The 24,963-nt window shown below is 44.6% G+C and carries 19 protein-coding genes, 1 tRNA gene and 1 pseudogene; 4 read left to right on the top strand and 17 right to left on the bottom strand.

The genetic code is table 11. The annotated features are described in order from the left end of the window. Positions 1-127: 127 nt before the first annotated feature. From BQ7480_RS10915 to carA, 4 genes and pseudogenes are all read right to left on the bottom strand, one after another. A pseudogene (locus tag BQ7480_RS10915) lies at positions 128-334 on the bottom strand (antitoxin HicB); the annotation flags it as partial. Between the two features lie 252 nt (positions 335-586). Next, a complete protein-coding gene (locus tag BQ7480_RS17790; protein WP_139255763.1) occupies positions 587-802 on the bottom strand; it encodes a hypothetical protein in 216 nt (71 codons plus the stop codon). A gap of 236 nt (positions 803-1,038) precedes the next feature. After that, positions 1,039-4,266: a carbamoyl-phosphate synthase (glutamine-hydrolyzing) large subunit gene (carB, locus tag BQ7480_RS10910; protein WP_072542873.1), complete on the bottom strand. Its 3,228-nt coding sequence runs from the start codon at positions 4,264-4,266 to the stop codon at positions 1,039-1,041. Positions 4,267-4,290: 24 nt separating this feature from the next. Next, the gene (carA, locus tag BQ7480_RS10905) at positions 4,291-5,367 is read right to left on the bottom strand and encodes a glutamine-hydrolyzing carbamoyl-phosphate synthase small subunit (RefSeq protein ID WP_072542872.1); all 1,077 of its coding nucleotides are present in this window, start codon (positions 5,365-5,367) and stop codon (positions 4,291-4,293) included. A gap of 626 nt (positions 5,368-5,993) precedes the next feature. Between carA and BQ7480_RS10900 the strand changes: the two genes are divergently transcribed. After that, positions 5,994-6,066: transfer RNA gene (locus tag BQ7480_RS10900), tRNA-Thr, on the top strand. Positions 6,067-6,211: 145 nt separating this feature from the next. Continuing rightward, entirely contained in the window at positions 6,212-7,447 is a 1,236-nt protein-coding gene (locus BQ7480_RS10895) for a site-specific integrase (RefSeq protein ID WP_072542871.1), read from the top strand. 129 nt (positions 7,448-7,576) lie between these two features. On the opposite strand, the gene BQ7480_RS10890 is transcribed toward BQ7480_RS10895, so the two are convergent. From BQ7480_RS10890 to BQ7480_RS10870, 5 genes are all read right to left on the bottom strand, one after another. Beyond that, positions 7,577-8,041: a DUF6808 domain-containing protein gene (locus BQ7480_RS10890; protein ID WP_072542870.1), complete on the bottom strand. Its 465-nt coding sequence runs from the start codon at positions 8,039-8,041 to the stop codon at positions 7,577-7,579. Beyond that, positions 8,038-8,529 carry an N-acetylmuramoyl-L-alanine amidase gene (locus tag BQ7480_RS10885; RefSeq protein WP_072542869.1) on the bottom strand — a complete coding sequence of 164 codons (492 nt, stop codon included), beginning with the start codon at positions 8,527-8,529 and terminating at the stop codon, positions 8,038-8,040. Before BQ7480_RS10885 ends, BQ7480_RS10890 begins: the two co-directional genes overlap by 4 nt. Next, complete coding sequence (locus BQ7480_RS10880) at positions 8,526-9,017, bottom strand: hypothetical protein (protein ID WP_072542868.1); 492 nt, start codon at positions 9,015-9,017, stop codon at positions 8,526-8,528. The genes BQ7480_RS10885 and BQ7480_RS10880 overlap by 4 nt, the downstream gene beginning before the upstream one ends. Continuing rightward, on the bottom strand, positions 9,017-9,418 hold the full coding sequence (locus BQ7480_RS10875) for a hypothetical protein (protein ID WP_072542867.1): 402 nt from the start codon (positions 9,416-9,418) through the stop codon (positions 9,017-9,019). The genes BQ7480_RS10880 and BQ7480_RS10875 overlap by 1 nt, the downstream gene beginning before the upstream one ends. A 222-nt stretch (positions 9,419-9,640) precedes the next feature. Then, positions 9,641-10,834, bottom strand: a complete 1,194-nt coding sequence (locus tag BQ7480_RS10870) for a site-specific integrase (protein ID WP_072542866.1) — start codon at positions 10,832-10,834, stop codon at positions 9,641-9,643. A gap of 50 nt (positions 10,835-10,884) precedes the next feature. Between BQ7480_RS10870 and BQ7480_RS10865 the strand changes: the two genes are divergently transcribed. Beyond that, the gene (locus tag BQ7480_RS10865) at positions 10,885-11,310 is read left to right on the top strand and encodes a hypothetical protein (RefSeq protein ID WP_072542865.1); all 426 of its coding nucleotides are present in this window, start codon (positions 10,885-10,887) and stop codon (positions 11,308-11,310) included. A 359-nt stretch (positions 11,311-11,669) separates the two neighbouring features. Continuing rightward, positions 11,670-12,068, top strand: a complete 399-nt coding sequence (locus BQ7480_RS10860; RefSeq protein WP_139255761.1) for a hypothetical protein — start codon at positions 11,670-11,672, stop codon at positions 12,066-12,068. Positions 12,069-12,123: 55 nt separating this feature from the next. Here BQ7480_RS10860 and BQ7480_RS10855 read toward each other — a convergent pair whose 3' ends face one another. The 8 genes from BQ7480_RS10855 to BQ7480_RS10820 form a co-directional block, all read right to left on the bottom strand. Beyond that, positions 12,124-12,438 (bottom strand): hypothetical protein, encoded by a 315-nt coding sequence (locus tag BQ7480_RS10855; RefSeq protein WP_072542863.1) that lies wholly within the window; start codon positions 12,436-12,438, stop codon positions 12,124-12,126. A 35-nt stretch (positions 12,439-12,473) separates the two neighbouring features. After that, entirely contained in the window at positions 12,474-13,994 is a 1,521-nt protein-coding gene (locus tag BQ7480_RS10850) for a hypothetical protein (RefSeq protein WP_072542862.1), read from the bottom strand. An 11-nt stretch (positions 13,995-14,005) separates the two neighbouring features. Then, complete coding sequence (locus BQ7480_RS10845) at positions 14,006-15,070, bottom strand: hypothetical protein (RefSeq protein ID WP_072542861.1); 1,065 nt, start codon at positions 15,068-15,070, stop codon at positions 14,006-14,008. Beyond that, positions 15,067-15,357, bottom strand: a complete 291-nt coding sequence (locus tag BQ7480_RS10840; protein WP_072542860.1) for a hypothetical protein — start codon at positions 15,355-15,357, stop codon at positions 15,067-15,069. Before BQ7480_RS10840 ends, BQ7480_RS10845 begins: the two co-directional genes overlap by 4 nt. 1 nt (position 15,358) lies before the next feature. Continuing rightward, the gene (locus BQ7480_RS10835; protein WP_072542859.1) at positions 15,359-16,555 is read right to left on the bottom strand and encodes a hypothetical protein; all 1,197 of its coding nucleotides are present in this window, start codon (positions 16,553-16,555) and stop codon (positions 15,359-15,361) included. A gap of 3 nt (positions 16,556-16,558) precedes the next feature. Then, positions 16,559-19,543 (bottom strand): hypothetical protein, encoded by a 2,985-nt coding sequence (locus BQ7480_RS10830; RefSeq protein ID WP_139255760.1) that lies wholly within the window; start codon positions 19,541-19,543, stop codon positions 16,559-16,561. A 77-nt stretch (positions 19,544-19,620) separates the two neighbouring features. Beyond that, complete coding sequence (locus BQ7480_RS10825) at positions 19,621-20,043, bottom strand: hypothetical protein (RefSeq protein WP_072542857.1); 423 nt, start codon at positions 20,041-20,043, stop codon at positions 19,621-19,623. Further along, positions 20,040-24,824, bottom strand: a complete 4,785-nt coding sequence (locus BQ7480_RS10820; protein WP_072542856.1) for a tape measure protein — start codon at positions 24,822-24,824, stop codon at positions 20,040-20,042. The genes BQ7480_RS10825 and BQ7480_RS10820 overlap by 4 nt, the downstream gene beginning before the upstream one ends. Positions 24,825-24,963 lie beyond the last annotated feature (139 nt).

The following is a 24,963-nucleotide window of genomic DNA, read 5'->3' as shown; positions in this document are numbered from 1 at the left end:
TGTTTGTTTCTCCCGTTTTTTCTTCCTAGCTTTGTTATACTAAAATGAAGCAAATCACAATAAGGATTATTCCGTTGTGAAAACATTTAGGCTCTTGCCCATCGTCCTTTATCGGTGGGCTTTTTTATGCCGTTTCTGTTTTGAATCTCAGTGTAAATTCTCCCTTGAGTATTTCGCAAGGATTTGGGCTTTCTTTAAGATATAGATCAATGGCTTCTGTCATGTGCTTTTCAATTGCTTTCAGGTCATTGCCTACTGTGATAATGGGAACTCCTTCGATGTAGGCACTTAAGTTGCTGCCTGCGTTTTCTACAATTACTTCAACTACTTTCATGACTGTTATTGTTGTATGGAAAAAGATATGGACTTAATAAGCATGCACATAGTAAGGCTATCTACTTTTCTGGTGCTTTACCAACCCAAAGGGCCATGATACGAAGCTACGTGTCATTTGTGGGTACATCGTTTATTGTGCCTTATGGAGTGCAATAAAGTCCTCCCACGTGGAGTTTTCTTACAATACTATAAGGATTTATCATCGGGGAAGGACTATTGATAAAAACATGCGTAAATTCAAAAGTTATACCTATAGATTGATTTTAAAATCAAAAAAGTATCTTATAGCCACTCCAATAATGATTGCCACCAGTCCGAGGACTATATCGGTCATATTCCATTTTCCTCCATAATAATGGCATCTGTCTGAATTTTCTTTCATTGCGAGTAAGATGACACCTACCGACGGAGAAAACAAAATGGTAGCCAAAAGGTAGGTCACAAATCCAATTATATTATTCTTCATATTGTTTAGGTTTATAGAATTATCCTATGATATTACCAATATTCTTGTGAAGCCGTAAACACAAAGGTAGTTTAAGGTGTTCCGGCATAAAGAATATTTTTGCGCAAATGTAATCATATATTTTTTCATAGCAAGTTAATTTGCGTCGGATGATAGATGAAAAATCCCCTCCCAAACTCATTCATAACGGAGAGTTCGGGAGGGGATAATTTTATCTATATCTTCGGCTGTACGGATTATTTATATTCGTCCCAGCTCTTGATTGCGATGTCGTCGATGCTCATCGTGCAGAAGGCATGGATGAAGGCGCTTGCCAGACGGGCATTCGTAATCAACGGAATGTTCAGGTCGATGGCAGCACGGCGGATTTTGTAACCGTTGTCCAGCTCGCCGGCGCTCAAATCACGCGGAATGTTGACTACCATGTCAATTTCCTTCTTGTGTAACATTTCCAGTGCCTGCGGTTTGCCTTCTTCGCTCGGCCAGAATACGCGGGTGTTCTCAATGCCGTTTTCAGTCAGGAACTTGGAAGTACCACCTGTAGCGAAGATATTATAGCCTTTGTCCTTCAATTCATGGGCAGCTTTCAGCATTTCCACTTTCTGCTTCGGCGTGCCGGTAGACATCAGGATGTTCTTTTCCGGAATGCGGTAGCCTACAGAAAGCATGGATTTCAGTACGGCACATGAAGTGTCTTCACCGATACAGCCTACTTCACCGGTAGAAGCCATGTCGACACCCAGTACCGGGTCGGCTTTCTGCAAACGGTTGAAGGAGAACTGACTGGCCTTGATACCTACATAGTCGAGTTCGAAGAGGTTCTTTTCTGGCTTTTCTACCGGCAATCCCAGCATGACTTTCGTAGCCAGTTCGATGAAGTTGATTTTCAATACCTTGCTGACAAACGGGAATGAACGGCTGGCACGCAGGTTACATTCAATCACCTTGATGTCGTTTTCGCGAGCAAGGAACTGGATGTTGAACGGACCGGAGATATTCAGTTCTTTCGCAATCTGACGGCTGATGCGCTTGATGCGGCGTACGGTTTCTACGTACAGTTTCTGCGGCGGGAACTGGATAGTGGCGTCACCTGAGTGAACTCCGGCAAACTCGATGTGTTCGCTGATGGCGTAGGCAACGATTTCACCGTTCTGTGCCACGGCATCCATCTCTACTTCCTTGGCATGTTCGATGAACTGGCTGACTACTACCGGATGCTTTTTGGATACGTTGGCGGCCAGCTGCAGGAAGCGTTCCAGTTCTTCCTGGTTGGAGCATACGTTCATGGCAGCACCGGAGAGTACGTATGACGGACGAACCAGAACCGGGAAGCCAACTTTCTGAATGAAGGCGTTGATGTCTTCCATGGAAGTCAGTGCGCTCCATTCCGGCTGGTCTACGCCGATGCGGTCAAGCATAGCCGAGAACTTGTCGCGGTCTTCTGCGTTGTCGATGCTCTTGGCAGAAGTTCCCAAAATGTGGATGTGCTGTGCATCCAGACGGAGAGCCAGGTTGTTCGGAATCTGTCCGCCGGTAGATACAATCACACCGTGCGGGTTCTCCAGATCGAGGATATCCATCACACGTTCGAAGGTCAGTTCGTCGAAGTACAGACGGTCGCACATATCGTAGTCGGTTGATACGGTTTCCGGGTTGTAGTTAATCATGACGGAACGGTAGCCTTCCTTGCGGATGGTGTTCAGGGCCTGTACGCCGCACCAGTCGAATTCTACGGATGAACCGATACGGTAGGCACCCGAACCGAGTACGACGATACTCTTGTGGTCGCCTAGGTAGTGTACATCGTTGGCCACACCGCTGTAGGTCAGATACAGGTAGTTGGTCTGTGCCGGATATTCAGCGGCCAGTGTATCGATTTGTTTCACTACCGGAACGATACCTACGCTCTTACGGTGCTTGCGGATATCAAGGATGGCATCTTCCATGTCGCCTTCGTAACCGATGGCGCGTGCCACCTGGAAGTCGGAGAATCCCTGACGTTTTGCTTTATAAAGAAGTTCGTTCGGAAGCTGTGACAGCAGTTTGTGGTTGTTGCCCCACTCGTGCAGCTCTTTGGAAGTCTGCATGATGTTCATCAGCTTGTCGAGGAACCATTTGTCAATCTTGGTAAGGTCGTGAATCTGGTCTACGGTGTAGCCGGCACGCATGGCCTTTGAGATGACGAAGATACGCTTGTCGGTCGGTTCGCGCAATGCCTTGTCTACATCGGCAATCTGAAGTTCCTTGTTTTCTACGAAACCGTGCATGCCCTGACCAATCATACGCAGACCCTTCTGGATGGCTTCTTCGAAAGTACGTCCGATGGCCATGACTTCACCTACAGACTTCATGCTGGAACCCAGCTCGCGGTCTACGCCGTGGAACTTACCCAAGTCCCAGCGAGGAATCTTACATACCACGTAGTCCAGTGCCGGTTCGAAGAAGGCTGAAGTGGTCTTAGTGACAGAGTTCTTCAGGTCGAATAATCCGTAACCCAGACCCAGCTTGGCAGCGACGAAAGCCAGCGGATAACCGGTTGCTTTAGATGCCAGGGCAGAAGAACGGCTCAGACGGGCGTTTACCTCAATCACACGGTAGTCTTCCGATTCCGGGTCGAAGGCATACTGTACGTTACATTCACCCACGATACCGATGTGGCGGATGATGCGGATGGCCAGTTCACGGAGTTTATGGTATTCGCTGTTGGTCAGTGTCTGTGAGGGTGCGATAACGATACTTTCACCGGTGTGGATACCCAGTGGGTCGAAGTTTTCCATGTTGCAGACCGTGATACAGTTGTCGAAGCGGTCGCGCACTACTTCATATTCTACTTCCTTCCAGCCTTTCAAGCTCTTTTCTACCAAGACTTGCGGAGAGAAAGAGAAAGCTTTTTCGGCCAGCACGTTCAGTTCTTCTTCGTTGTCGCAGAAGCCGGAACCCAGACCTCCCAGTGCGTATGCTGCACGGATGATGACCGGATAGCCCAGTTCCTTAGCAGCACGGCGGGCATCTTCGATGTTTTCTACCGCTTCACTCTTGATGGTCTTTACATGGATTTCGTCCAGTTTCTGTACGAACAGCTCACGGTCTTCCGTATCCATGATGGCCTGTACCGGAGTACCGAGTACGCGGGCATTGTACTTTTCGAATACGCCTGCCTTGTAAAGAGCTACACCGCAGTTCAGGGCTGTCTGTCCACCGAACGACAGCAGCACACCGTCGGGACGTTCCTTGGCGATGACTTTCTCTACGAAATAAGGAGTGACGGGCAGGAAGTAAATTTTGTCGGCCACACCTTCCGAGGTCTGCACGGTGGCGATATTCGGGTTGATCAGGATGGTTTCGATACCTTCTTCCTTCAGGGCTTTCAGGGCCTGTGAACCGGAGTAGTCGAATTCGCCTGCTTCACCGATTTTCAGGGCTCCTGAACCTAATAATAGTACTTTCTTTATGTTATCTTTCATTGTTTTCTTCGTTTTTTAATGGGATTACAGCAACTTTACAAACTCGTCGAACAGGAACTCTGTATCGGTCGGACCGCTGGCAGCTTCGGGGTGGAACTGTGCCGAGAACCAAGGATTCTTCTTGTGGCGGATACCTTCGTTGGATCCGTCGTTCATGTTGATGAAGAGCGGTTCCCAGTCGGCTCCCAGCGTGTTGTTGTCCACTGCGTAGCCGTGGTTCTGAGAAGTGATGAAGCATTTGTCAGTGCCCACCAGACGTACCGGTTGGTTGTGGCTGCGGTGTCCGTATTTCAGCTTGTAGATTTTAGCTCCACCAGCTTTTGAAAGCAGCTGGTTACCCATACAGATACCGAAGATAGGAAGTTTTTCGTTCTGCATGGCTTTGCGGATATTCTGTACGGCCGCATCGCATGTGTCCGGGTCGCCCGGACCGTTGGAGATGAACAGGCCGTCGAATTGCAAGGAATTGAAGTCATAGTCCCAAGGCACGCGGATAACTTCCACGTCGCGCTTGAGCAGGCAACGGATAATGTTTGATTTCACGCCACAGTCCACGAGCACTACTTTTTTCTTGCCTTCGCCTTCGTTGTAGCGGATGATTTCCTTGCAGGAAACCTTGTCCACGTAGTTCACGCCGGCGTAAGTAGCCTCCGGGATGTTGTCCGGTTCATCGTCGAACACGATTTTTCCCATCATCACACCGTGTTCACGCAGCACCTTGGTCAGTTCGCGTGTGTCGATGCCCGTGATGCCCGGAATCTGTTCACGCTTCAGCCAGTCGGCCAGGCTTTCTACTGCATTCCAGTGGGAATACTTTTCGCTGTAGTCGCTCACGATAATCGCTTCGGCATGGATTTTTTCACTTTCCATGAAAGTGGGCAGTCCGTTTGCTTCGAACGTGAACGGAGGCACGCCGTAGTTACCGACCAGTGGATAAGTCAGTGTCATCAACTGACCGGCATACGAAGGGTCGGTCAAGCTTTCAGGGTATCCGGTCATTGCCGTGTTGAACACCACTTCACCGGCTACCGGTTTCTCATAGCCGAACGACTTGCCGTGAAAGCGGCTCCCGTCGTCGAGGATCAATGTTACATTTCTCATTACCTTATTACAAATAGTCTTATATATCTTGTATTATTATTCTTTTGCGTTCGTATATACGAAAAAACGCCCGGATTTGCCGAAAAGCAATTCCGGGTGTAAATAATAAAGGGAAACTCAAATATTCAGGGAAAAAATGACATGAGGGAAAAAGAGAATGGCTTCCGGCATTCATCCAGTCCGCCGGAATTCCGAATATGTGTGTATTCTTTCTATGTCTTAACCAGTAATCCATTAAACTCTTTTGTCACGTCATAATTCGGAGTGCAAATATACACATTTCTATTCAAATGAAAGGGTGATTATCGAAAGTTTTTACAAAAATATTTCTTTTTCGTCTCTTCATTTCTTTTCTCCGTCCTTGTTTGTCTTTTTGTTTGCATGATAGAAAGCAGCAATTCTTTCAGACGTTGTTCCCTTTTGCGGGTATAAGTGGAAAACCGTTGAATTATATCTCAGTAATTATGGGGTAAATGGTGCAAGATTTAGGTACCAAATCTTCTCTGTGGGTCGTGAGACGGGGGATGTGGATAGAAAAAATGCAGTTTTCTTGAAAAAAAACTCATTTTTGTTTGGCAGGTTTCAGGAAAACAGTAATTTTGCAACCGTTTTCAACGAGACACGTTGCCGAAATAACTCAGTTGGTAGAGTAATTCATTCGTAATGAGTAAGTCGCGGGTTCGAGTCCCGCTTTCGGCTCCCATTTAGAACCGCTTATTACACTGTAAATTAGGCGGTTTTTCTATTTTCTACAGCTTATTGCGATGATTAAAAAAAAGGATTTGGATTGTAAATTTACAATCCTGTGAGTATCCCTGGAGTATCCTTAAATTTTTTAATCATTATGGCAACTCTATCACTTACCATTTTTAAGGCAAAAGTATTAAAGGACGGAAGGCATAAGATAAGAATTGCACTCCGCCACAAGCATGAAACAACATATATCGTCACACGATTCATTATTTCAGAGAACCAGTTTAAGAACGGCCAGGTCGTGAAGCATCCAGATGCATCTGCGATAAACCGGAAACTCAGGAACATTCTTGATGACCTTCAAGAGAAATTGGACTCGATAAAACATCTGGAACTTTATTCCTGCCGTCAAATTAAAGAAATCATATCTACTGACAATCTTTCCGAAGAACGAACTTTTTCATCGGCATGTGGAAGTTTTGTTGATTATCTTAAATCTGAGGGAAGAGATTCATACGCATTGTCTATTGAAAGGGTGGGGAGGTATTTTCGGGACTTTGCAAGGGGGGACATACTTCTCTCAGACTTAACCCCGTCATTAGTCCAGAATTTTGCGGCATTCATACGGAAGCGGAAAGTGACCGAAGCTACAGTAAACACAATGCTTGCTCAGATGAAGTCAGTAATCAACAGAGCGATAAGAGAGTGGAACATATCTTATGACATACATCCTTTCGTAACCACGCGAATATCTGCGGCTCCAATCAGGAAACTTGATTTGACGGTACAGAATTTTAACAAGATTCGTGAATCTTCACCAGAAAAGAGAAAGTTGATTATGGCACGTGACCTTTTTTGCCTTTCCTTTTATCTGGGAGGAATGAATCTTATAGACATTATGCAAACAGACTTTAGAAAAGACGTATTGGAATATTCACGCTCAAAGACTAAAGGAAGAATGCAGTCGGATAATGTGGTCACCTTTACAATTCCATCTCAGGCAAGAGAGATAATATGCAGATGGATGGATAAAAGGACGGGAAAGCTTGACTTTGGGTATAAATTCACATATCACAACTTTTCTCAGTATGTTACGTATTCTCTTGGAGATTTGGCTGAGGAATTGAATATTGATGAACGAGTTACATTTTATTCAGCCCGCAAGTCTTTCGCCCAGTACGCCTCTGAAATAGGTATTCCTGACGGTATAATAGACTACTGTCTGGGCCACTCGGACAAATCAAAGGGAGTTATCCGGTACTACACCAAAGTCCGGCAAAAACAGGCGGATATGGCCATATCTCGTGTGATTGATTACGTGGACAACCCAGAAAAATACAAGCAATATATTGAACTCCGTTCTGATATTATGATGATGAGAGGATAATGGAAAAGCCCCTTCTGGATATTAATCTGGTCGGGGCTTGTCGCCTCAGAAATAAGACGAGCTTCTACACCACAAAGATGCATATAATTTTCAAGAAAAGTTGTATATAATTTTGAGAAAATATTGTATTTAAAACTGCCACAAGTTGTAATTGACAGTCACAGCCAATACCGGAGACAAACCATTTCGTCCAACGCCATATCCAGCCGACAACCCAAGCCCCCATCTCTTTTGCTTATTTGACACGATTCTATCTCTGTACACGTACTGTGTCACCGTCTTTTGATAGACTTTGATTTCATCCAGCCGTGGAGACACACCGCTGATTTTAGCATAGTAGTTGCTGTCACGGTATTCCTTGTATTCACGCAGGTGCCAGCACGTGTCACTCACATGGATTGTGTCAGAGTTATCAATCCAGGCAAGATAAGGTACAGGGAATAAAATATACTGAGTATCCACTTCAACCTTTGTAACCACATGAACTGATGTAATTGTATCGGAATTACAGATATTACCCTTAGTTGGTGAACGGCTGCACCATCCTAAACCGAAAGCCAGTACAGTTATTAAAAGATATGGTAAGTATTTCATGGCTTGACTACAATTTCAGGGATGAACGGATATTCCGTACGCACATCGAAGCAGGGACACATCTTAGTCCACTCTTCAGGTTCCACAATTCCATCACCGTCCAAATCTGGCGATGTGTCACGATGGCCCAATACTTCCACAATCTGGTACTTTCCGCAAAGCTCCTTAATCAGTTTGGCCAGCGCCTTCTTCTGCGCCGGCGTCCGTGTATCGGCTGCTTTACCCTGCGCATCCAGCCCACCGATGTAACAGATGCCGATACTATGCTTGTTATAGCTTACACCACTAAAGCCTTTTGAATTGCAATGAGCGCCGTCGATGGTCAGACTACGGCCAACTTCCACCGTACCATTCAACCGGATAACGTAATTATAGCCAATCGTAGAAAATCCTCTCTGTAGGTGCATCTGGGTGATTTCCTTCTTACCGATGTCCAACCCGGCTTTTGTGGCTGAGCAATGGATTATAATAGCATCTATCTTATTCATTTCTTCTCCTCCTTAGTTACTTCTTCGATTATTTCTCCAGCAGCCGCATACTTCTTCTTTATGTAACCAACCAGCAGCCGCTTAATGGAAACCTTGTTCTTGATTCCATGAATTTCACATACATGTTCCATGATTGAGTCAAATTCAAATACAATAGCTATTCCAAGTCCGCACATTGACGATACCGTATAGGAACAAATACCTACAGGCTGGAGAATAGCAACACCAAAACCGAATCCCAGCACCAGATACGAATTATATTCGATGAACTTACACATCGTCCGGCGTCCAGCCCTGCTAAACCTGAAATCCTCACCTCGTTTGACCACGCTGTCAATGATACCCAGGACAAAATCAGCTATAATCATGGCTACAATGAAGACCAGCATCCAGCGAAGCTCAAAGACAACGCTTCTTATCTCTCCTACAAAGGAGTAAGCCCCGGCAACCAGCAGCTGCGGGGCTATGATGGTAACTAGGTTCGGCATTATTCATCCGATTTCTTTCCGAACAGCTTGGCCAGCCATTCCGAAGTAACTAACGATACAATTCCGGTCGATGCCAGGGCTACGAACAACGCATCAATCACCACAACCCAGATACTTGCGTCTGCCGGAGGAAAGCCGAGATTCATCCACCACGAGAAGAAGGTAACAATCACACCAACTACAGCCGTCACCCACATTGAAACCCACTTGTTCATTGGGTTCTGGAGCTTAGAAGCGATGAAACCAACAACTGAAGGCACTACTACTGTAACAAGTCCGGTGAAACTGCAAAATCCGGTCAGGAACTCCGGAACGGAAGGTTCTACACTAACGGAAGTTTCCGCAAAAACACTCACTACGCACATCAACAGTGCGACACACATGAAAACGAATCTTTTCATCTTACTAAGGTTTTAGATTAAACAAAAACGCCCACAAGCGCATCCCAGTATGGAACACGCTGATGGGCGTTATCTCATAAGTCACACACAAATCTACTCATTTACCTTCCTTTTCCAACGAAGGAAAATAAGTTAAAAACGAACAAAGAATAAAAGGTTTCAAAAAGGATGACAAGGCGTGTCAGTAGAATCTGGGTAGAGTATAAGAAATCTACCCAAACTCTACCGGACGGCGAAATTTGGTTGAAAATCGAGCCGTTTTTTCCGGGTTTTTACAGCCTTCAAATCCCGAAGAATTGTTGATGAAAGAACCTCCGAATAAATCTCAGTCGTCTTGACCGATGTATGGCCAAGCAGTTTCTGAACTGTCGTTATTGGAACCCCTTGATGGATGAGTAGGGTCGCACATGTATGACGGGCCGTGTGGTAGGTTATGTGCTTCTTTATACGTGCCATTCCGGCTATCTGTGCGAGGTATTTGTTCACATCCGAATTACATCCAAGGCTGGCAAATTCTTCTATGTTGTAGCGGTCCAGAATGCCCAATGCCTTACCTTCGAATAGAAGATGTAACGGAAGGCGTAGTTCTATTCCGGTTTTGATTGACTTGAAATGCAGCCACTTTTTACCATTAACCTTGATAAAGTTATCCGGAGCCAACTGGCAGAAATCAGAGAATCGCAAGCCGACGTAGCAGCAGAACAAGAAGGCATCGAGCACATGGCGTAACTTCTGGTCGTTTACTTCCAAGTTCTCCAGCTTTTTCAGCTCGTCCGGAGTAAGAAACTCGTGCCGGCCTTTTTCCTGCTTTATCTTGAATTTACGGAACGGGTAAGCGTCTGCATGAATGTATCCCTGATTGATAGCCTCATTGACCAACGTACGCAGCTGTCGAAGGTGTTTGGCCACCGTATTCACTCCGTTTCCTTTTTCCCGTAAATATGCCTCAAAATCCTTCAGGAATGTGTACGTGATGTCTTTAAAATCCAATCCTGGGCGGAATTCTTGCAATACATTTATAGTCGTTACTAGGTTGTCTTTCGTGCTTTGACGTCTGTCTGAGTGCTTTACGTATTCCTTAGCAAAAACTGGGAACGTAACAGAAACAGGGGTATCTTTCTTTATAGCATCCTTCAATAGTGACAGTGTGGCCGGGATACCCCTCTTCCAGAAAGACAATTCTATGGCCTGCAGGTGAAGGATATACTCGAAAAGCATAGCGTTCAGGTCATTGGATTGAGGATGATTGCAGACCTGAGCTATTTGCTTATCCCAGTGTTCCGGACGTAAGTAAATGTTTGTTTTGAAGTATATTTTACGCTGATTGAGGGATACTTCGACTTGTACTAGAGCTGTTCCTTGCTTATTGAGTTGTTTCTTGCGGTTGTAAACAAGGCGGTATCTTATTTTTTCCATTTTTGCGCCCGAAGATACGTTGTTTGCGTTGTTTCCACAAATTTGTATTTGTGGGAGAACTACTGCCAGAAGTGATTCTTACGAAAAAAGGAGTTGTTGGTAAAAACACCTTAGAATCAAAAATGTTACCTACCGGGAACAATGAAATTCTTTATCAGCTTACAATTAATGATAACACAATAGGTCATACAATATCTGCATTAATTATCGGTTATTGCACTAAGTCTTTTGTATTGACAATCAATTCAACAATAAAAGATTATTCAGATTTGGAGATAAAGAAAATTAGTGGTGATGTCAGTTCCTTGGAATTCTATTGTGATGGTACTGCGATTTACTTTAAAAAGAAATCCACTGTTACTGGAATTTGTAGTCTCACGCTCATAACCAATAATGCAGGCCCTTACTTTAAACCACTATTTACACCAGCATTGTCAAATAATACAGAAGGAATGAATCTTTTAAAAATCTCATAATAGGAGGCTTCTGGCCTCCTATTATGAGACTTATTCCCATTGCGTCCAGCTATTTGCAGATGATTTAACCCTTTGTACGGAAGTATTCGTCGTAAAAGAAGTTACACGCTGCACCGTGATATTAGCCCCTTTTTCATCACCATAAACTTCAAGAAGTCCGAAAATCGGAGGTTTGTTATTGCCGGTGTGTGATGATAATATTTGATAGGTTCCTGGTTCTATGATAGTATTAACATCGACGTCTGTCTCTAAAACTCCCTTCCAGTGCAACCATGAGGGGTTTATCCCAAGTAGTCCTCCCACTTCCGGACGAGGTGGGAGGACTACTACCAGTTGTCACTACAAAAAAAAATGGGTTGATGGACAAGAATGACAAAACATATATGCCTTTATATAGCGCAAATGAATTTACTCACATTGGTAGAATGTGGTCTAAAATTAGTTCAAATATTAATTGTGATTCCATTATTGAACTGATGATAACATCGAATGGATATGGTATATCCTATCTACTAATAAGTTTTGAAATATCACCGAAAAAAGAGTTTAAGTATAATACGATTTATAAAAGTGGTGTTTTATTAGATAATATCTTAAAGTATAAAATTGTAGATGATAAATATGTAGACATATATTGTGCTCGTTCAGGAATAAAATTGTTGGCAAAAATAAAATCTATTGGCACTGGGTCTCAGTTTGAACTTTATATGTCAGGTCTTGATAGTTTACCCGACGGGGTACAAGATATTGTCATTTAGATTAAAGGAATCAGGAATTTATCCATACTAACTAGGTATAAATTCCTGATTATAATTAACCTAACGCCACCCATCCTTTCCACACATTCCTATCTAAGTCAAATGTTCTATAGTAAACTTTACTAGAAGTAATTCCAATCTGGGAGAACCATCCTGAATTGTTTATCCGTACAGACATAACACTTATAGCACTTATACCTTCAGGTTTATTCTCAACATTCCTGAACATTGATATTCCAAAATCCTTTTTAAAATTATTTAAGTCTGATATTCCTATTGAATCTTCTTTCATATTTACATAAATTCCCAGTAGTCCTCCCACAACTTCTATATTCTGCTTAATTACTTCGTTAAATTCGATTGTTTCCATAATTATTGTTTGTTTTAGAATTTACAATTTTTAGATTAATTCAAATTATTGACTAACCAATAACCTTTTGACTCATAATAGGTATGTATATGCAATCGTCCAGTAGCGGCAAAATCATACGAACTCACTATGCTATTGTTCTCTACTTTCATGTTCCCATATACCTTAACCGATGTATCCCCTATGTTACGGATGATAACAGTCTGTCCATCGACTAGATTCGCAGATGGCAGTCTTACATATCCGCCAGAAGATGGGAAATCAAGCACAATGTAAGAAGAACTGCAATCGATAACTGAACTTGTCGTTATCGTCCTCGTTGGCAAACAGAACTGTCCATAACAGCTTATCCCCTCAGCGACCAATGCAGGATAAAACTGATTGAAGCCATTATTGTCACCACGACCAACTCCAAGGCGTCCATATATCTCCGCAACACCTTCTACATACAATGCCCGGTCTAACACATTATTCCTCCTCCTTTTAAGATATAAAAGAAGATTGTATTGCGCAGAAGACGGGTCAAAATCAAAGACATTGTATGGAACGCCAGTTATCCAGTTCGGCCTTAATGACATTTCTGAATTTCTGCTGTCGTCCTTATAATATAATCCATCGCTACCATCCTCTACTTTCAGCGTCATTTTACCTAGATCACCGCTTGTCGCATTTATCTTACCTGTTACATCTACATTCTTAGCTACAAGACCGTCAGCATCAATCTGACTAGCCTTAATTTTTTCAGCTAGAAGCAACTTTGTGGCAACAAAAGTCCAGTCTTGCGCACTTTCCCAGTACCCGAGATATCCATTAATGGATGTCACAGGGTCATTTTTACCAGATGATGTATGCGACTTTGTACACAGATAAAGCTTCTCAAGATAAATGACCACATCATAGAAATCTTCTCCATCGGAACCGGACAGGTATTCCGTGCCTGTCGCCCAGGTACGCATTCTCATCTTCGCTCCTTGTTTCCCCCAACTGCTTTTCAATGTCGGGGTAGACCATGCACTCCAGGTTCCGCTCGTGATTTTCACGCTGTACGTGGAGAGATGATATACACTGACTACTATCTGACAGTCCGTATCAGCCGTATAGGTGTACATCTTTTGCTCGCTTACCGAACCGCTCGCTTTAACAATAGGAGTATAAGACCTATTGCTGTATTTGGATATGACAGAAAACCCTGTACCGGCAGTCAGTACTTCTATTGTCTGCCCAGAAGGCAAGTCAAAAACTTCACTGTAGGAATATCCATTTGAATAAGAAGCTACACCATTCGTTCCAATCCAGTAGTTCCTCGTAAATGAGCTTGATGACAAATCTCTTGTCACGTACGAATCTTTTTTCTGCCTTCTGCTCTCCCACAGATAAGGAAGGCTTGCAGATACTCCCAAAAGCTGTGAACTCCAACCTTCAGGTACAGAACCTTCCGCATTGGAAGAAACCGGTGTGTCCGGAACTACATTATATTGAGTCAGCTTGTAGATGTATTCGTAAGAAATAACCTCTTGAATACCAACCAGCGAAAAGCATCCTGTTACAAGTCCCATATCCTCTAAAATTAAGCGGTTGCACTTACCGAACCTGACAGTCCCATGTCTGCTCGCTTGATATCCTCGTATGTTACGGAAACGGATGCAGCCGAAAACGTAGCACCGGATTTCCCTGTCAGCGTGAACGCATTTCCGGCATTGTCCTTTATATTCCAGCTCCAGTTAGACACACCTCCGTCCGTACCGTCAGAACGCTTCCGTGCTACCGGCTTTACGACTGCCGTCTCACCGGAGCGGATGGCATTACCCGTAATCCCTGTAATATTGAAATCCACATAGTACGGGTCAGAATAGTCGGTAATCTGCGTAAATCCGGAAGCTACCACACTGCCACCTGACTTGATGTCGCAGCGTAACTTCAAGATATTGTCGATGTCGCCGGTAGTGACCTTCTGTGTACGTGACGTACCCCAGTTCGTATCTCCGGTACCGAGCAGCTTCACCCACTGGAACGTGTATCCGGAATAGTCCGTAACCTCAATACCGTCCTTATACAGAGAGGCCGTACAAGTCAATGATTCTCCGGCTTCCGTCAATGCCCCTCCCTTGTCATCGGAAATGATTACATCGTATGCGTTACCTGTACTCTCCTGGATGACCACATCCTTAGACAATTCGTTGAACGCGATTGACTGTCCCCCTACCTCGATGGTGCCCGACACGCTGATACGGTCATTGTCATAACCGGATATAGGAACCAGATTCTTCATCACACGCAATGCCGGTAACTGGTAAGATTGAGAGCCGATAGTGGCCGAATAGTTGTCAATTTTCTTGAAATAACCGGTCATGCCGCTATTTGTGGACAGCCCGTCAGAGCCGAAATTAATTGTTACGCCGTTGTACTTGTAAGTTATTGTCTGAGGAGTCATAATTGCTCCCGTAGCCACATCACGCAGAATAACCACCAGCGTAGGCTTCTTGTTGTCGGCCAGTTTCTCAAAATCCGGAGTGAACTGACTGGTTCCCTTGTTGTAGCGCTGAACAAGCGGTGTACCTTCCACACGCAGGAATCCGTTGATTGTCGTACCGTCCATCAGTCCGATTAGCGTAAATGCACCTTCCAGTTTCATGACTCACCTCCTTCTTCCATATCAGATACAACGACATCATTATCTCCATCCGTTTTTTCTGGACCTGTACCCGATTCTGTATCGACAGTCTCATACAGTCCGCTGGACTTCTGTTCCTCAATCATCTTCTTCAGTTCTTCAGCAGAAGATACTATCTGCACATCACCCACGCTACCGATTACCCGCAACATGGAGAAATCGGCAATGGCCCTACCGTCCGGCATGCGCTCGAAATACTTGATTCCTTTGGATTCAAGCACTTCTGGTTTCACTAACAAATATCCCATATCATTCAAATTTTGTGGCTATAACAGCCTTGTTATTACTAATCATTACCTTACTTCCGCTGGTCACCAACGCCGTGACCGCATACATCTTGACCTCCGCATACACGGCCATGGAATACGCCTTGTCGAACCCCAATGATGAGGGTACGAAGCTGATGGTATTACCTTTCCCGATTTCCTTGTCAGACACCCCGGCCTTCCCTGATTTCGCTTTCCACGTAATCGAAAACAGCTTGTCATTGTAGGTTATCACCTGCTTGTTGTCCGTCAACACACATTCAAATTTGACGTTCGTGCTCATCGAAGCATTAATCTTTGCTCCTGAAAGCTGCCGTATGCTTGCTCTCAACGTCTTCGGCATTTCAACCTTGACTGTGGATGTCACCTGCAGGTTCTCCAGCTCCGGAGCGGAAGGGCGCGTTCCTGTATAATATGCAGCCCGGCAACGGAATGCAGCCGTCCTTACGAAACGAGCGTCGAACGTAAGCGATTTCGTCCAGTTTCCTTTGCTGTCCTTTCCGGAAATGAAGATGTCCAGTTCGTCTTGTGTAATCTGACGCCAGGTAGAATTGTCGGTGTTGATTTCCCACCAGTATGCCGCATTCGCATCCGGCACTTCCTCCTTTCCGGAGAAGAGCTGTGCCGAAATAGTGTGCATCCATCTTCCGGAGGAATCAGCCTTCTCACGTGTAGGGTCGATAAACCACCCTTTTGGCTGGTCCATCAACCGCATGTTCAAAACCTTTGTGTCATACAGAGCTGTATAGAGTGATACGCTGCGCTCCACCTTCACCTCTGTGTTTTTTCTCGTATCCGTCACCGTGAAGATGGCGAAAATGTCTATCGGTGTATTCGCCTCTACATTCTTCTTCACCTTCAAAGAATAGGTCGGTGTACCATCGTCGGAGATGACGTAATTTTCACCATTGGCGATGCGGTTGCTACCGTCTGACTTCGGAACTCCTTCGTACCATTCCACACCTGTCACTGTCTGTTCTCCTGACATCATCTTTTCAGGGTCGGAAACCTGCACGTAAGGCATCAGCACACAGGGGACAAGCGAACGGTCCGGCTCATACTCTTTCGTGTCCTGATTGTAGGTCTGTGCGGTATTCCCGCTCAGGACTTCAATATCTGCGATAAAGGAAATCGGGTCTACATGTACCGATATGTCCTTTACATTCGTGTTTATTGCCATAATCTATATTTTGATATTAATACTATTTTCCACTTTCTCAAAGTCTTCACCGACCGGAATAAACACCCGGCAGATGAAACTGATTTTCCGGTATTCATAACCCCATCCGCTACCCATATCTTCATTGGTAAGCCGGATGACATGTTTCTGTCCATCCACGTATGTAGGCTTCCAGCTGTTATCAGCCGGTACGTTGCCTGTATCACGTAGCCATTCCACTTCTACACCGGTTGTGGCCATCAGGATATCGGTGATGTCGCGATTCCCGTAACTAACTACGGCTGTGACATCCGTATTGACCTGCGACAGGAAGAACTGCCAGCCGTTCGAACTTTCGAAGTCAAGGTGATAGTTCTTGTCCCCTTCAAGCAGCACCCATGATGGCGAGTTCCACACAGGCTCGTCCAGCGTCTTGTCTACGATACAACCAAACTTGCATCCGTAATGATAGACGGTGTGCTGCTCCAGCTCCGTATATGTGTGCTGCCCGTCGGGGTATATCTTCTCGTTCTGTATGAAACGATACGGCTGTTCCGACTGCGCCACGGATAGAGACCATTCGCCGCGGTCCACCTTATTAGATATGACATCACCATTGTAGTCGTACTGGTACAGCCTTTCGCAGACGATAGTCTTGGCCATGACGCCCACATCTTCGGTGGTGACCGGCAATTTGTCCAGCGCCGCGATGTTGGGGAACTTTCCGATGCTGATGGCATAGTTGTAATCCTCGAGAATCGGCTTGTAGACATTAGCCAGGAACATGATGCGCCCTTCGCGGCTGGACAGGAGCCAGCTCTGCGCACGTTCGTTCACTTCTCCGGTGTCAGGCAGCACCGAGTTACCTCTTCGGGTTACGTTGTATCCGGCTGCAGGTGGATAGTTCTTGCCTCCTGGCACCTCGCTGTCGGGATAGAGCACGACGGTGAGCGTGTTGTCATTGACATTTTTCGTCAGGCAACGAAACCAGCTGGTGTAGTAATCAGTTCCTCCAGTCAGCAGGTTGTTGACAATTGAGTACATCACGTCGTTCTCAAGGAAGTTAGTTACATCATACTCTGTACGCTTCTCCATCCACAGTTTGTAGGTACCGTCTCCCAGGTCCTCCACCTTTTCGATGCATCCGGCGTCGCTAAAGGAGAAGTCACCTGCCATCGCCTGAATCTCATTAATGATAAGACGCATGACAACAAGCGCATCACGTACCTCCAGCCTTGAGAACTGTCCGCGCCCATCCGGGAATATCCCAGCTCCCTTTCCGGCAATCATTGAATCGATAAACTCACCGAATTTCAGTAAGAAGTTAGTGCCGTCTGACTGGTCTTTACGTAGAAATGTTCTCAACGTTCTTAATGCAGAGAATACATTGCTGTCACTAGGGGTAGTTGAATCATTCACCCTGATAACATATACTCCATTACCATTCCCGTTATAACTCTGTCCTTTGTAGGTAAGTGAGTCAACTTTATCCTCGATTTCTCCGATACGTGAGTAGGGCATACTCTCACCGATGGTATATACCGGGCTGTCCCAAGGGATGTCCAAATTCATTTCCCATCCCAAGACGCGTGAGATACGCCCGTTCTCGAAATAAGTGTCATCTACCAGATTGATGCGTTGGCCGAACTCGAACGTGCGGGAAACCAAATCTTCTTTTACCCATGAACTTCTGAGGGTAGTAGGGTAGGTGCCATCGTCCTTCTTCACCTTATCGGCGTACTTCTGTGCCTTTTCCTTCAGTTCCTGTTCGGCTTCTGGGATATACTGGTCGGAAACCAGCTGGATGTCAAATCCGGAAAGAACATATTCGTCACCATTGGCAGGATACATCATATCATCAGGTAGGGGACGACCGTAGTCTTCATTTCGAACAATCTCCCATAGCTGCTCGCCGTGAGTCTCGTCCTTAGGTGTGGGATTGAAGATAACGCCGAACTCCATGCCATTCAGTTTTCCGGACTGGAATCTGATTTTCAGTTCTTGGCCTTCGATGATATATTCTTCCTTGAACTCAAGCTCGGTATCCTTGTAGCGGTAATAGGTAATGGTTTCTTTCGTGCCGTCCTCGTTGTCCACTTCCTCGGTGCGTGTGTGTACATCGGAAAGGGTCCCAACACGACGGGGATAAACATCGTCGAAAACCACCACATCTTCGATGGCTTCTTCCTGCGACATTCCTTCGTATGCGTCAATATAGGGAGTGTCAGAAGGGAGCATAAGCCGCTTCTGGACCACACCGTTCACCACGGTCTGCTCGTCGGTCGGACGGTAGTTCGTGGGGATATTCTTCGTTGAACCGAAAGCATAGATGCGGGTGGCATAAGTGCCCTGACTTTCGCTGCGGGTGATGGCCGACGCTTCGACGCCACGCTCGATTTTAACGGCATCTCCGAACTCATTTCGCCCAAAATGAATCACGTTGTCCGTTATCCAGCAATCGCAGTTCCACTTATCCTCGCCCGCCATAGAAAATAAGGCATCCAACAGGTTCATGTTGTCGTAAGTCATCGCCACTGCCTTATTCTCTACAGAATCGTCTATGCTGAATGTAAAGTCTGTTCCTTTATAGGTATATCCTAAAGCCTTTAGATTACGAAGAAACACACCAAGCTGTACATCAAGGGATGCAGTAAGCGACCATGACGCTTCGCTGCCTGCATGCTCCGGCGTGTACTTGAAAACCTTGTTCTTCCACTTCCAGTAGTAGGCGTTCATCTGAAGCTCATAGTCATACCCTCCGGTGTAGGTGTTGTAAGTCGGCTTCTGAAGGTCAGTTATCTCATAAATTTTCGCCAGCTTTCCGCCGAGTGATTCATCCAATACGCCGGATAGGTCCACGTAGTCACCCAGCTTGAAAGGAATGGGAGAGGGTACCGAGAAAGGGAGGATGATATAGTCCTCTTTCATCAGCGTAAACTTCCCCTTGGCCCCCTTGTTGATAGAGGTGGAAAACCTTGTCTTTCCGGATATGTCCTTGATTTCAATCATATCCCCAAAGTTCATAAATAGAAAATGGAAGCCCTAAAAATCAGGACTCCCATTTGAAACAATAACGGGAATGTTCGTTATTCGCTTCTGTCCATAGGATTCGGTTCTTCAAATTTACTTGAAACCTTGCCGAAACAGCGGTCCAAACTCAATCCATAAGAAACACTTTTACCCAGGTAAATCAGCTTGTAAACCTCATTCCCAAGTACCGGCACCTTGATATTCACTGCTCCTTTCTCCAGTTCTGCCTGAAAGGCTTTCTTTTTGCTTCGGTAATCACTTTCCGAACTGCCTTCAATGGTGAACTGAAGAGTGATTTCGCGCGAATCCACTTTTGCGTTGTCTGTTATCACACGTTTTCCATGTTCCAACCGGCTCTCGTTCTCAATGTAGTCTTTCATTTCGTTGAACCCGTCGATGGCGTCGAGGAAACCGTCTCCCATACGGGCGCCCCATGTTTCCAGTGCGTCTTTCCCATTGATAAATAAATCTCCTGTCATAGTCTTGCTGTATTACGTTTCACTTCGGCGATGTCAGTCTTTATATCTTTCAGGTATTTGGCTGAATCTTCTGTATTCTCTCTGATTTGCTGCAACTCCAGATAGGAATTGGCCAGAATGGTACGTGTCTCGTCGGCGATGTTGTACATTCCAGTTGCTTGTGCTGTCAAGGCACTGATGGAACCTCGCAGTTCAGTAATAGCCACTGTCTGCTGCTGTTCTGCAGTCTCAATGCGAAGATTTGACTCATACACGGCAGTAAACCGCCCGCTCAGTTCCCCGGCATCCTCGTGCGTCATTTCCGTACCGAATCCGCGGCTGGAGGCCGATTGCTGTTCTTGCGTTTCTTTATTGTCATACCCTACAGCGGAAGCAATATCATCGCGTTCTTTAATAGCATCACTTACGATTCCATTCCATTTGCCTTGTAAATAGTCAAGTTCATTATCATCAAGGGCTCCATCCTCCATTCTTTTGGCAAAATCTTCGTACCATTCATTCAATCTGTCATAGTACAATTCTCCAATCTTGTTTGAAAGCATGGCTCTCATGAAATACTCGGACATGTTGTCGGCAAAATCTTCGGCAGAAGCATCCATATCCATTAGCGTGTCAATGAAACTGTCATACATCGAATCGAATGTCATTCCAGTAAGTGATTCATTGAGTTGTGTTTCCAGTTCTTCTATTTTTCCGGCTTGTTCAATGTAATCATCCAGCTTTTCAGTCAGCCTACCTCCATATCCTCCCTTTCCGGTATTCTGTATCTGCGTCCACATATCTACATTCCCCTTCAAGAGTTTCATTTCTTCAGGAGAAAGATCCCAAAGACTTCCATTCCAGTTCCTTCCTATTTGATTGCTGAAATCATTAATTTGGCTTTGTGTGAATCCTCCCCAGTAATAATTCCAGCTATGATGGTTTCCTGAATAACGGGCTTGTTCCTGTGCTATTTTCAGATAGTTTGCGTTTTGCTCATCTTGATACTTCACGGCTTTCCTTGCAGCATCGACTGATATTGCACCTCTTCCGGCTTTTACGGTGTCATTCAGAGCGTCAATACTTCCCTGAAGTGCTTCATTTCTGTCTGTCAGTCGGTCTATAGCCTCCTGCACCTCCTTGGCATTGCTCCCAATAGAAGTAAGTTTACTGAATCCACCGAAAGAAATAGCGTCAAAAATGCTTCCAATACCTTTCATTAAGGATTCTCCTATAGATACAAACAAATCTCCGGACAGCACATCTTCAATGATTCCAGACACGGCACTGAATACGGAGTCAAGGAGTCCGCTAATTACTATACTTATCCCATCCTTGAATATGTCAATTATAGAAAGAATCCATCCGACAACGGGAACGCTTTCAAGCGAATCAGCAAGTTTTCCAGCAGCCCCACCAACTCCTTTTCCTGCTTGAATCAGTCCATTGTAGATATTTGTGAGTCCTCCGGAAGTTATCTGTTGCAATCCCTGTACCACGTTATCCATATTGGCTTTTAATGCAGTGGCTGTTTCAGACATCCCTTTCTGTGCCTTTTCAACATTTTCTGACTGCATTTGTACATTTGCAGATGCCAAATCAGCATTGCTCTGTGCATTTGCCAATGTTTCCTTTGCTGCATTTTTCTGCTCTTCAGTACCGTTTTTCAACGCATTCTCATATTCTTCCTGAGCTGTGACAAGACGCTCCAATGCATCCGCTTCCTGCTCCTTAGCAAGATTAAGACTTACAACTGAATTTTGATATGCTTGTACATCATCACCAAGTTTCTTGAAATCCAATCCTCCTGCACCTCCAAGAGATTTTTCCATTTGATTAACCGCATCAACAATGGCTTGCTGGCTTGACGCGTCTGAGTTTTTGAACTCATCGGTCTGCATGTATTTCCTGGCATCTTCAAGAGCAGGTTTAATCATATTGGAGAACATTCCTCCGAACTCACCAAATACTGTTACCCAATCTATATTTGCCTTTAAAGCATTTGATTCGATACCGGAAAGTTTGCTGTCCCGTTCTTTCCCTAACCTTATCTTTTCGGCATTTGTTTGGGCTTTGGCTATCTTGTCGGCATATTCTTGTGCAATGGCATACTTACGCTGTTGGAATGTGCCGTATTCTTGAAGATAGGAGTTTAACGCATCCTTTTCAGATTGAAGTTGATCTAAATCTAGGCTGTAAAGTGATTGCTTACGCTTGTTCTCGGCGTTAGTCTTCATCTGCTTCACCTCATCAGTTTCCCCATATTTGGCTTTAGCCTTGTTGTAAGCATCAATCTCTTTTTGGTAATCCAGCTCAATTTGTCTGCGCTTCTTTTCAGGACCTTCTTCCATCAAGTTGATTTCTTCCTGCTGATTGGTCCTGCGAAGCTGAAGGAGTTCTTCTGCAAGCTGTTGCTGCTCCTTCTTTTGTCGCTCGGCATTTTTCTTCGCATTATTCTCTTGTTTGGTCAGAGTGTCTCCTGTTACACCACCGAGCGATTTATATGATTTTTCTGCTTCTTCCAACTCTTCTACTGCTTTCTTATAGGCTGACTCAGTGCCTTTTTTAGCATCCTCTACAGCCTTTAATTTTGCTTCGTAAACAGCTTTTGCTTCTTTATATGCTTGCTGATACGTCTTTTCCGATGCTTCTCTTTGCGATTCCAGGCCAGATATGGTGCCGTCAATCCCTTTTAACGCTGCTTGCGCATTATTGAACCGTATTTGAACGTCAATAGGAATTGTTGCAAAAGGAAAATTCTTAATTTTTTCTTGCTCTTCCTGCAATATTTGTCTTGCTATATTGTATTCGCGTATAATCTGCTCACGATTACTTCTTGCTTCCATTAGCTTGACTTCTACAGGTTTCGAGTTTTCCTCTGTTTCCTTTTTCAGTCGATTATATTCGCTCAGGGCTGATTTCCACTTGTTAAGATTTGCTTTTGCTGATTCTATTTGTGAAGCGATTAATGGGGCACCTTGCCCCGCATTTTTTAAAGAAGCATTTAATGATTTTATTTTCTTCTCCCATTGTTGAATATTCTTTAGTATGTTTTCATAACTGTTCTTGTCTCGTTCCTTATTCAGTTCTTTATTTGCTTCTGCAAGATTGAGTACTGCCAGTTGTTCACGGGTATAAGCAGAAGAAAGTGCAGGAGAATACCTTTGTAGTTCCTCATAGGCCTTTATCTTTGAAAACTCGGTTTCTGTCTCATCTTGGATAACGCGTATCAGCTCTTCTATTTTTTTCTTGCGTTCCTCTTCCTGATTCGAAAAATTCTTTTGTTCTTCATTGAATTTTTGCTGTGCCTTTTCCGATGCGGTTGTGCTGTCATGAAAGGCCCACATTGTAGCAACAAGCCCGGCAAGAACCGTAGCTACCAGGACATACGGGTTGGCTTTCATAACCGTATTCAAAGCCTTTTGTGCTATCATTTGGGCTTTAGTAACCAGTATTGCAAGTTCCATTCTGGCCGTTAATGTATCCTGAGCTATTCGCACTACAATAAGAGCGGTTTTATATGTCCCGTATGTAGCAATCAGTCCTATCAAAATCTTACCAACAGTTTCATAGTTCTCAATAAGACCTTTCAATCCTGAAATACCTGCAGAAGCAATTCCCTGAGTATCTTTCCCAATCTCATTCAACATTGTATCCCAAGCATCTCCAAGGTTACTCAACTGACCTGTAAGAGACTTAGACTGTTCTTGCATCAGGTTATAATAGATTCCTGATTCACTAGTCATATTTTTGAAGGCCTGTTCTACTTCTTTAAATCCTACCTTGCCTTCCTTTACTAAACCGGAAACTTCATCTTTTGTCACACCAAGCACTTTTGCCAGTTCCTCGTAGATGGGAATACCACGTCCTGCAAACTGACGAATATCGACAGCATAGGCCCTTCCTTGTGTCCTTAATGTGCCATAGAGATAGGCTATTTCACTAAGCTGGGAGCCAACACCGGCGGCTACATTCCCCAACATTACAAGCTCATCACACACATTCTCGGCTGACGAGCCATAAGCAATCATTTGCTTGGCAGATGATGCCACCCCTTGAAGGTCAAAGGGCGTCTTTGCGGCAATATCCACCAGTTCCGACATCAGTTTATCTGCTTTTTCCTTACTTTTCAGCATGGTTGAAAAAGCAATTTCAAGCTGCTGGAATTGTCCTCGTACATTGACAAGTTCTGTGGCAAAGTTTTTCAAGGCAGTTACTCCACCTATTACACCAAGTACTTTGGTTAAGGAAACGGACATCTTTTCATTTGCTTCGACCGTTTCGCCAGCTTCTTCCTTAAAAGCTGCATATTCATCTTTCAGTCTCTTTACAGAAAGACGGGCTTCAGCCTGCTGCTGAGTCAAACCAAATAAAGTAGCTTTTTCTTCATCGAGAGTCTTCTTTGCAGATTGGTATTCTGATAATAAGCCTGCAGCTCCCGTCGGATTTCTTTTTAAAGCTGTTTTATAAGCATCGCCCAACCGCTTAACATCATGTTCTACGTCTTTAACAACTCTTTTCTGGTCAATAATTTTTTGAGTAAAATCATTTACAGATTGTGAGGCATTGTAAATATTGGATTTAAAGTCTTTTTCCATCACAGCACCGGCCTTGGCCGCCTCAGTTACCAGTCCCATCATCTGCTGACGGGTGGATGCCAGTTGCGTTTCTAAAGCCTTGGCGGCTGCGGGGGATTTGTTCACGTCCATCTTTTTGAGTTGGGATTCCAGCTTCTCACATTCCTGTCTCAAACGAATAACTTCGTCATAGTCTGAACTGACTTTAAAGTATAGTGTAGCCATATCTATTTCTTGTTTCTTCTTCTGCGCGAAGCCATGTCCTTACCCTTCACCTTTGTAACCTTCGTCCCTGTAACGGTATGGAGCTTGTCACGCTGCATTAATACTAAGTTTCTGTATGGTATCTCGTAGACCACTTCCC

Source organism: Bacteroides mediterraneensis (assembly GCF_900128455.1).
GTDB classification, from domain to species: domain Bacteria; phylum Bacteroidota; class Bacteroidia; order Bacteroidales; family Bacteroidaceae; genus Phocaeicola; species Phocaeicola mediterraneensis.
The sequence above is the reverse complement of the archived record's forward strand: the minus strand, read 5'-3'. Positions and strand labels throughout refer to the sequence as shown.

Coding starts and splice junctions, on each gene's coding strand:
- BQ7480_RS17790 (WP_139255763.1), bottom strand. CDS start 802: ATGAAGAATAATATAATTGGATTTGTGACCTACCTTTTGGCTACCATT.
- carB (WP_072542873.1), bottom strand. CDS start 4,266: ATGAAAGATAACATAAAGAAAGTACTATTATTAGGTTCAGGAGCCCTG.
- carA (WP_072542872.1), bottom strand. CDS start 5,367: ATGAGAAATGTAACATTGATCCTCGACGACGGGAGCCGCTTTCACGGC.
- BQ7480_RS10895 (WP_072542871.1), top strand. CDS start 6,212: ATGGCAACTCTATCACTTACCATTTTTAAGGCAAAAGTATTAAAGGAC.
- BQ7480_RS10890 (WP_072542870.1), bottom strand. CDS start 8,041: ATGAAATACTTACCATATCTTTTAATAACTGTACTGGCTTTCGGTTTA.
- BQ7480_RS10885 (WP_072542869.1), bottom strand. CDS start 8,529: ATGAATAAGATAGATGCTATTATAATCCATTGCTCAGCCACAAAAGCC.
- BQ7480_RS10880 (WP_072542868.1), bottom strand. CDS start 9,017: ATGCCGAACCTAGTTACCATCATAGCCCCGCAGCTGCTGGTTGCCGGG.
- BQ7480_RS10875 (WP_072542867.1), bottom strand. CDS start 9,418: ATGAAAAGATTCGTTTTCATGTGTGTCGCACTGTTGATGTGCGTAGTG.
- BQ7480_RS10870 (WP_072542866.1), bottom strand. CDS start 10,834: ATGGAAAAAATAAGATACCGCCTTGTTTACAACCGCAAGAAACAACTC.
- BQ7480_RS10860 (WP_139255761.1), top strand. CDS start 11,670: ATGGACAAGAATGACAAAACATATATGCCTTTATATAGCGCAAATGAA.
- BQ7480_RS10855 (WP_072542863.1), bottom strand. CDS start 12,438: ATGGAAACAATCGAATTTAACGAAGTAATTAAGCAGAATATAGAAGTT.
- BQ7480_RS10850 (WP_072542862.1), bottom strand. CDS start 13,994: ATGGGACTTGTAACAGGATGCTTTTCGCTGGTTGGTATTCAAGAGGTT.
- BQ7480_RS10845 (WP_072542861.1), bottom strand. CDS start 15,070: ATGAAACTGGAAGGTGCATTTACGCTAATCGGACTGATGGACGGTACG.
- BQ7480_RS10840 (WP_072542860.1), bottom strand. CDS start 15,357: ATGGGATATTTGTTAGTGAAACCAGAAGTGCTTGAATCCAAAGGAATC.
- BQ7480_RS10835 (WP_072542859.1), bottom strand. CDS start 16,555: ATGGCAATAAACACGAATGTAAAGGACATATCGGTACATGTAGACCCG.
- BQ7480_RS10830 (WP_139255760.1), bottom strand. CDS start 19,543: ATGATTGAAATCAAGGACATATCCGGAAAGACAAGGTTTTCCACCTCT.
- BQ7480_RS10825 (WP_072542857.1), bottom strand. CDS start 20,043: ATGACAGGAGATTTATTTATCAATGGGAAAGACGCACTGGAAACATGG.
- BQ7480_RS10820 (WP_072542856.1), bottom strand. CDS start 24,824: ATGGCTACACTATACTTTAAAGTCAGTTCAGACTATGACGAAGTTATT.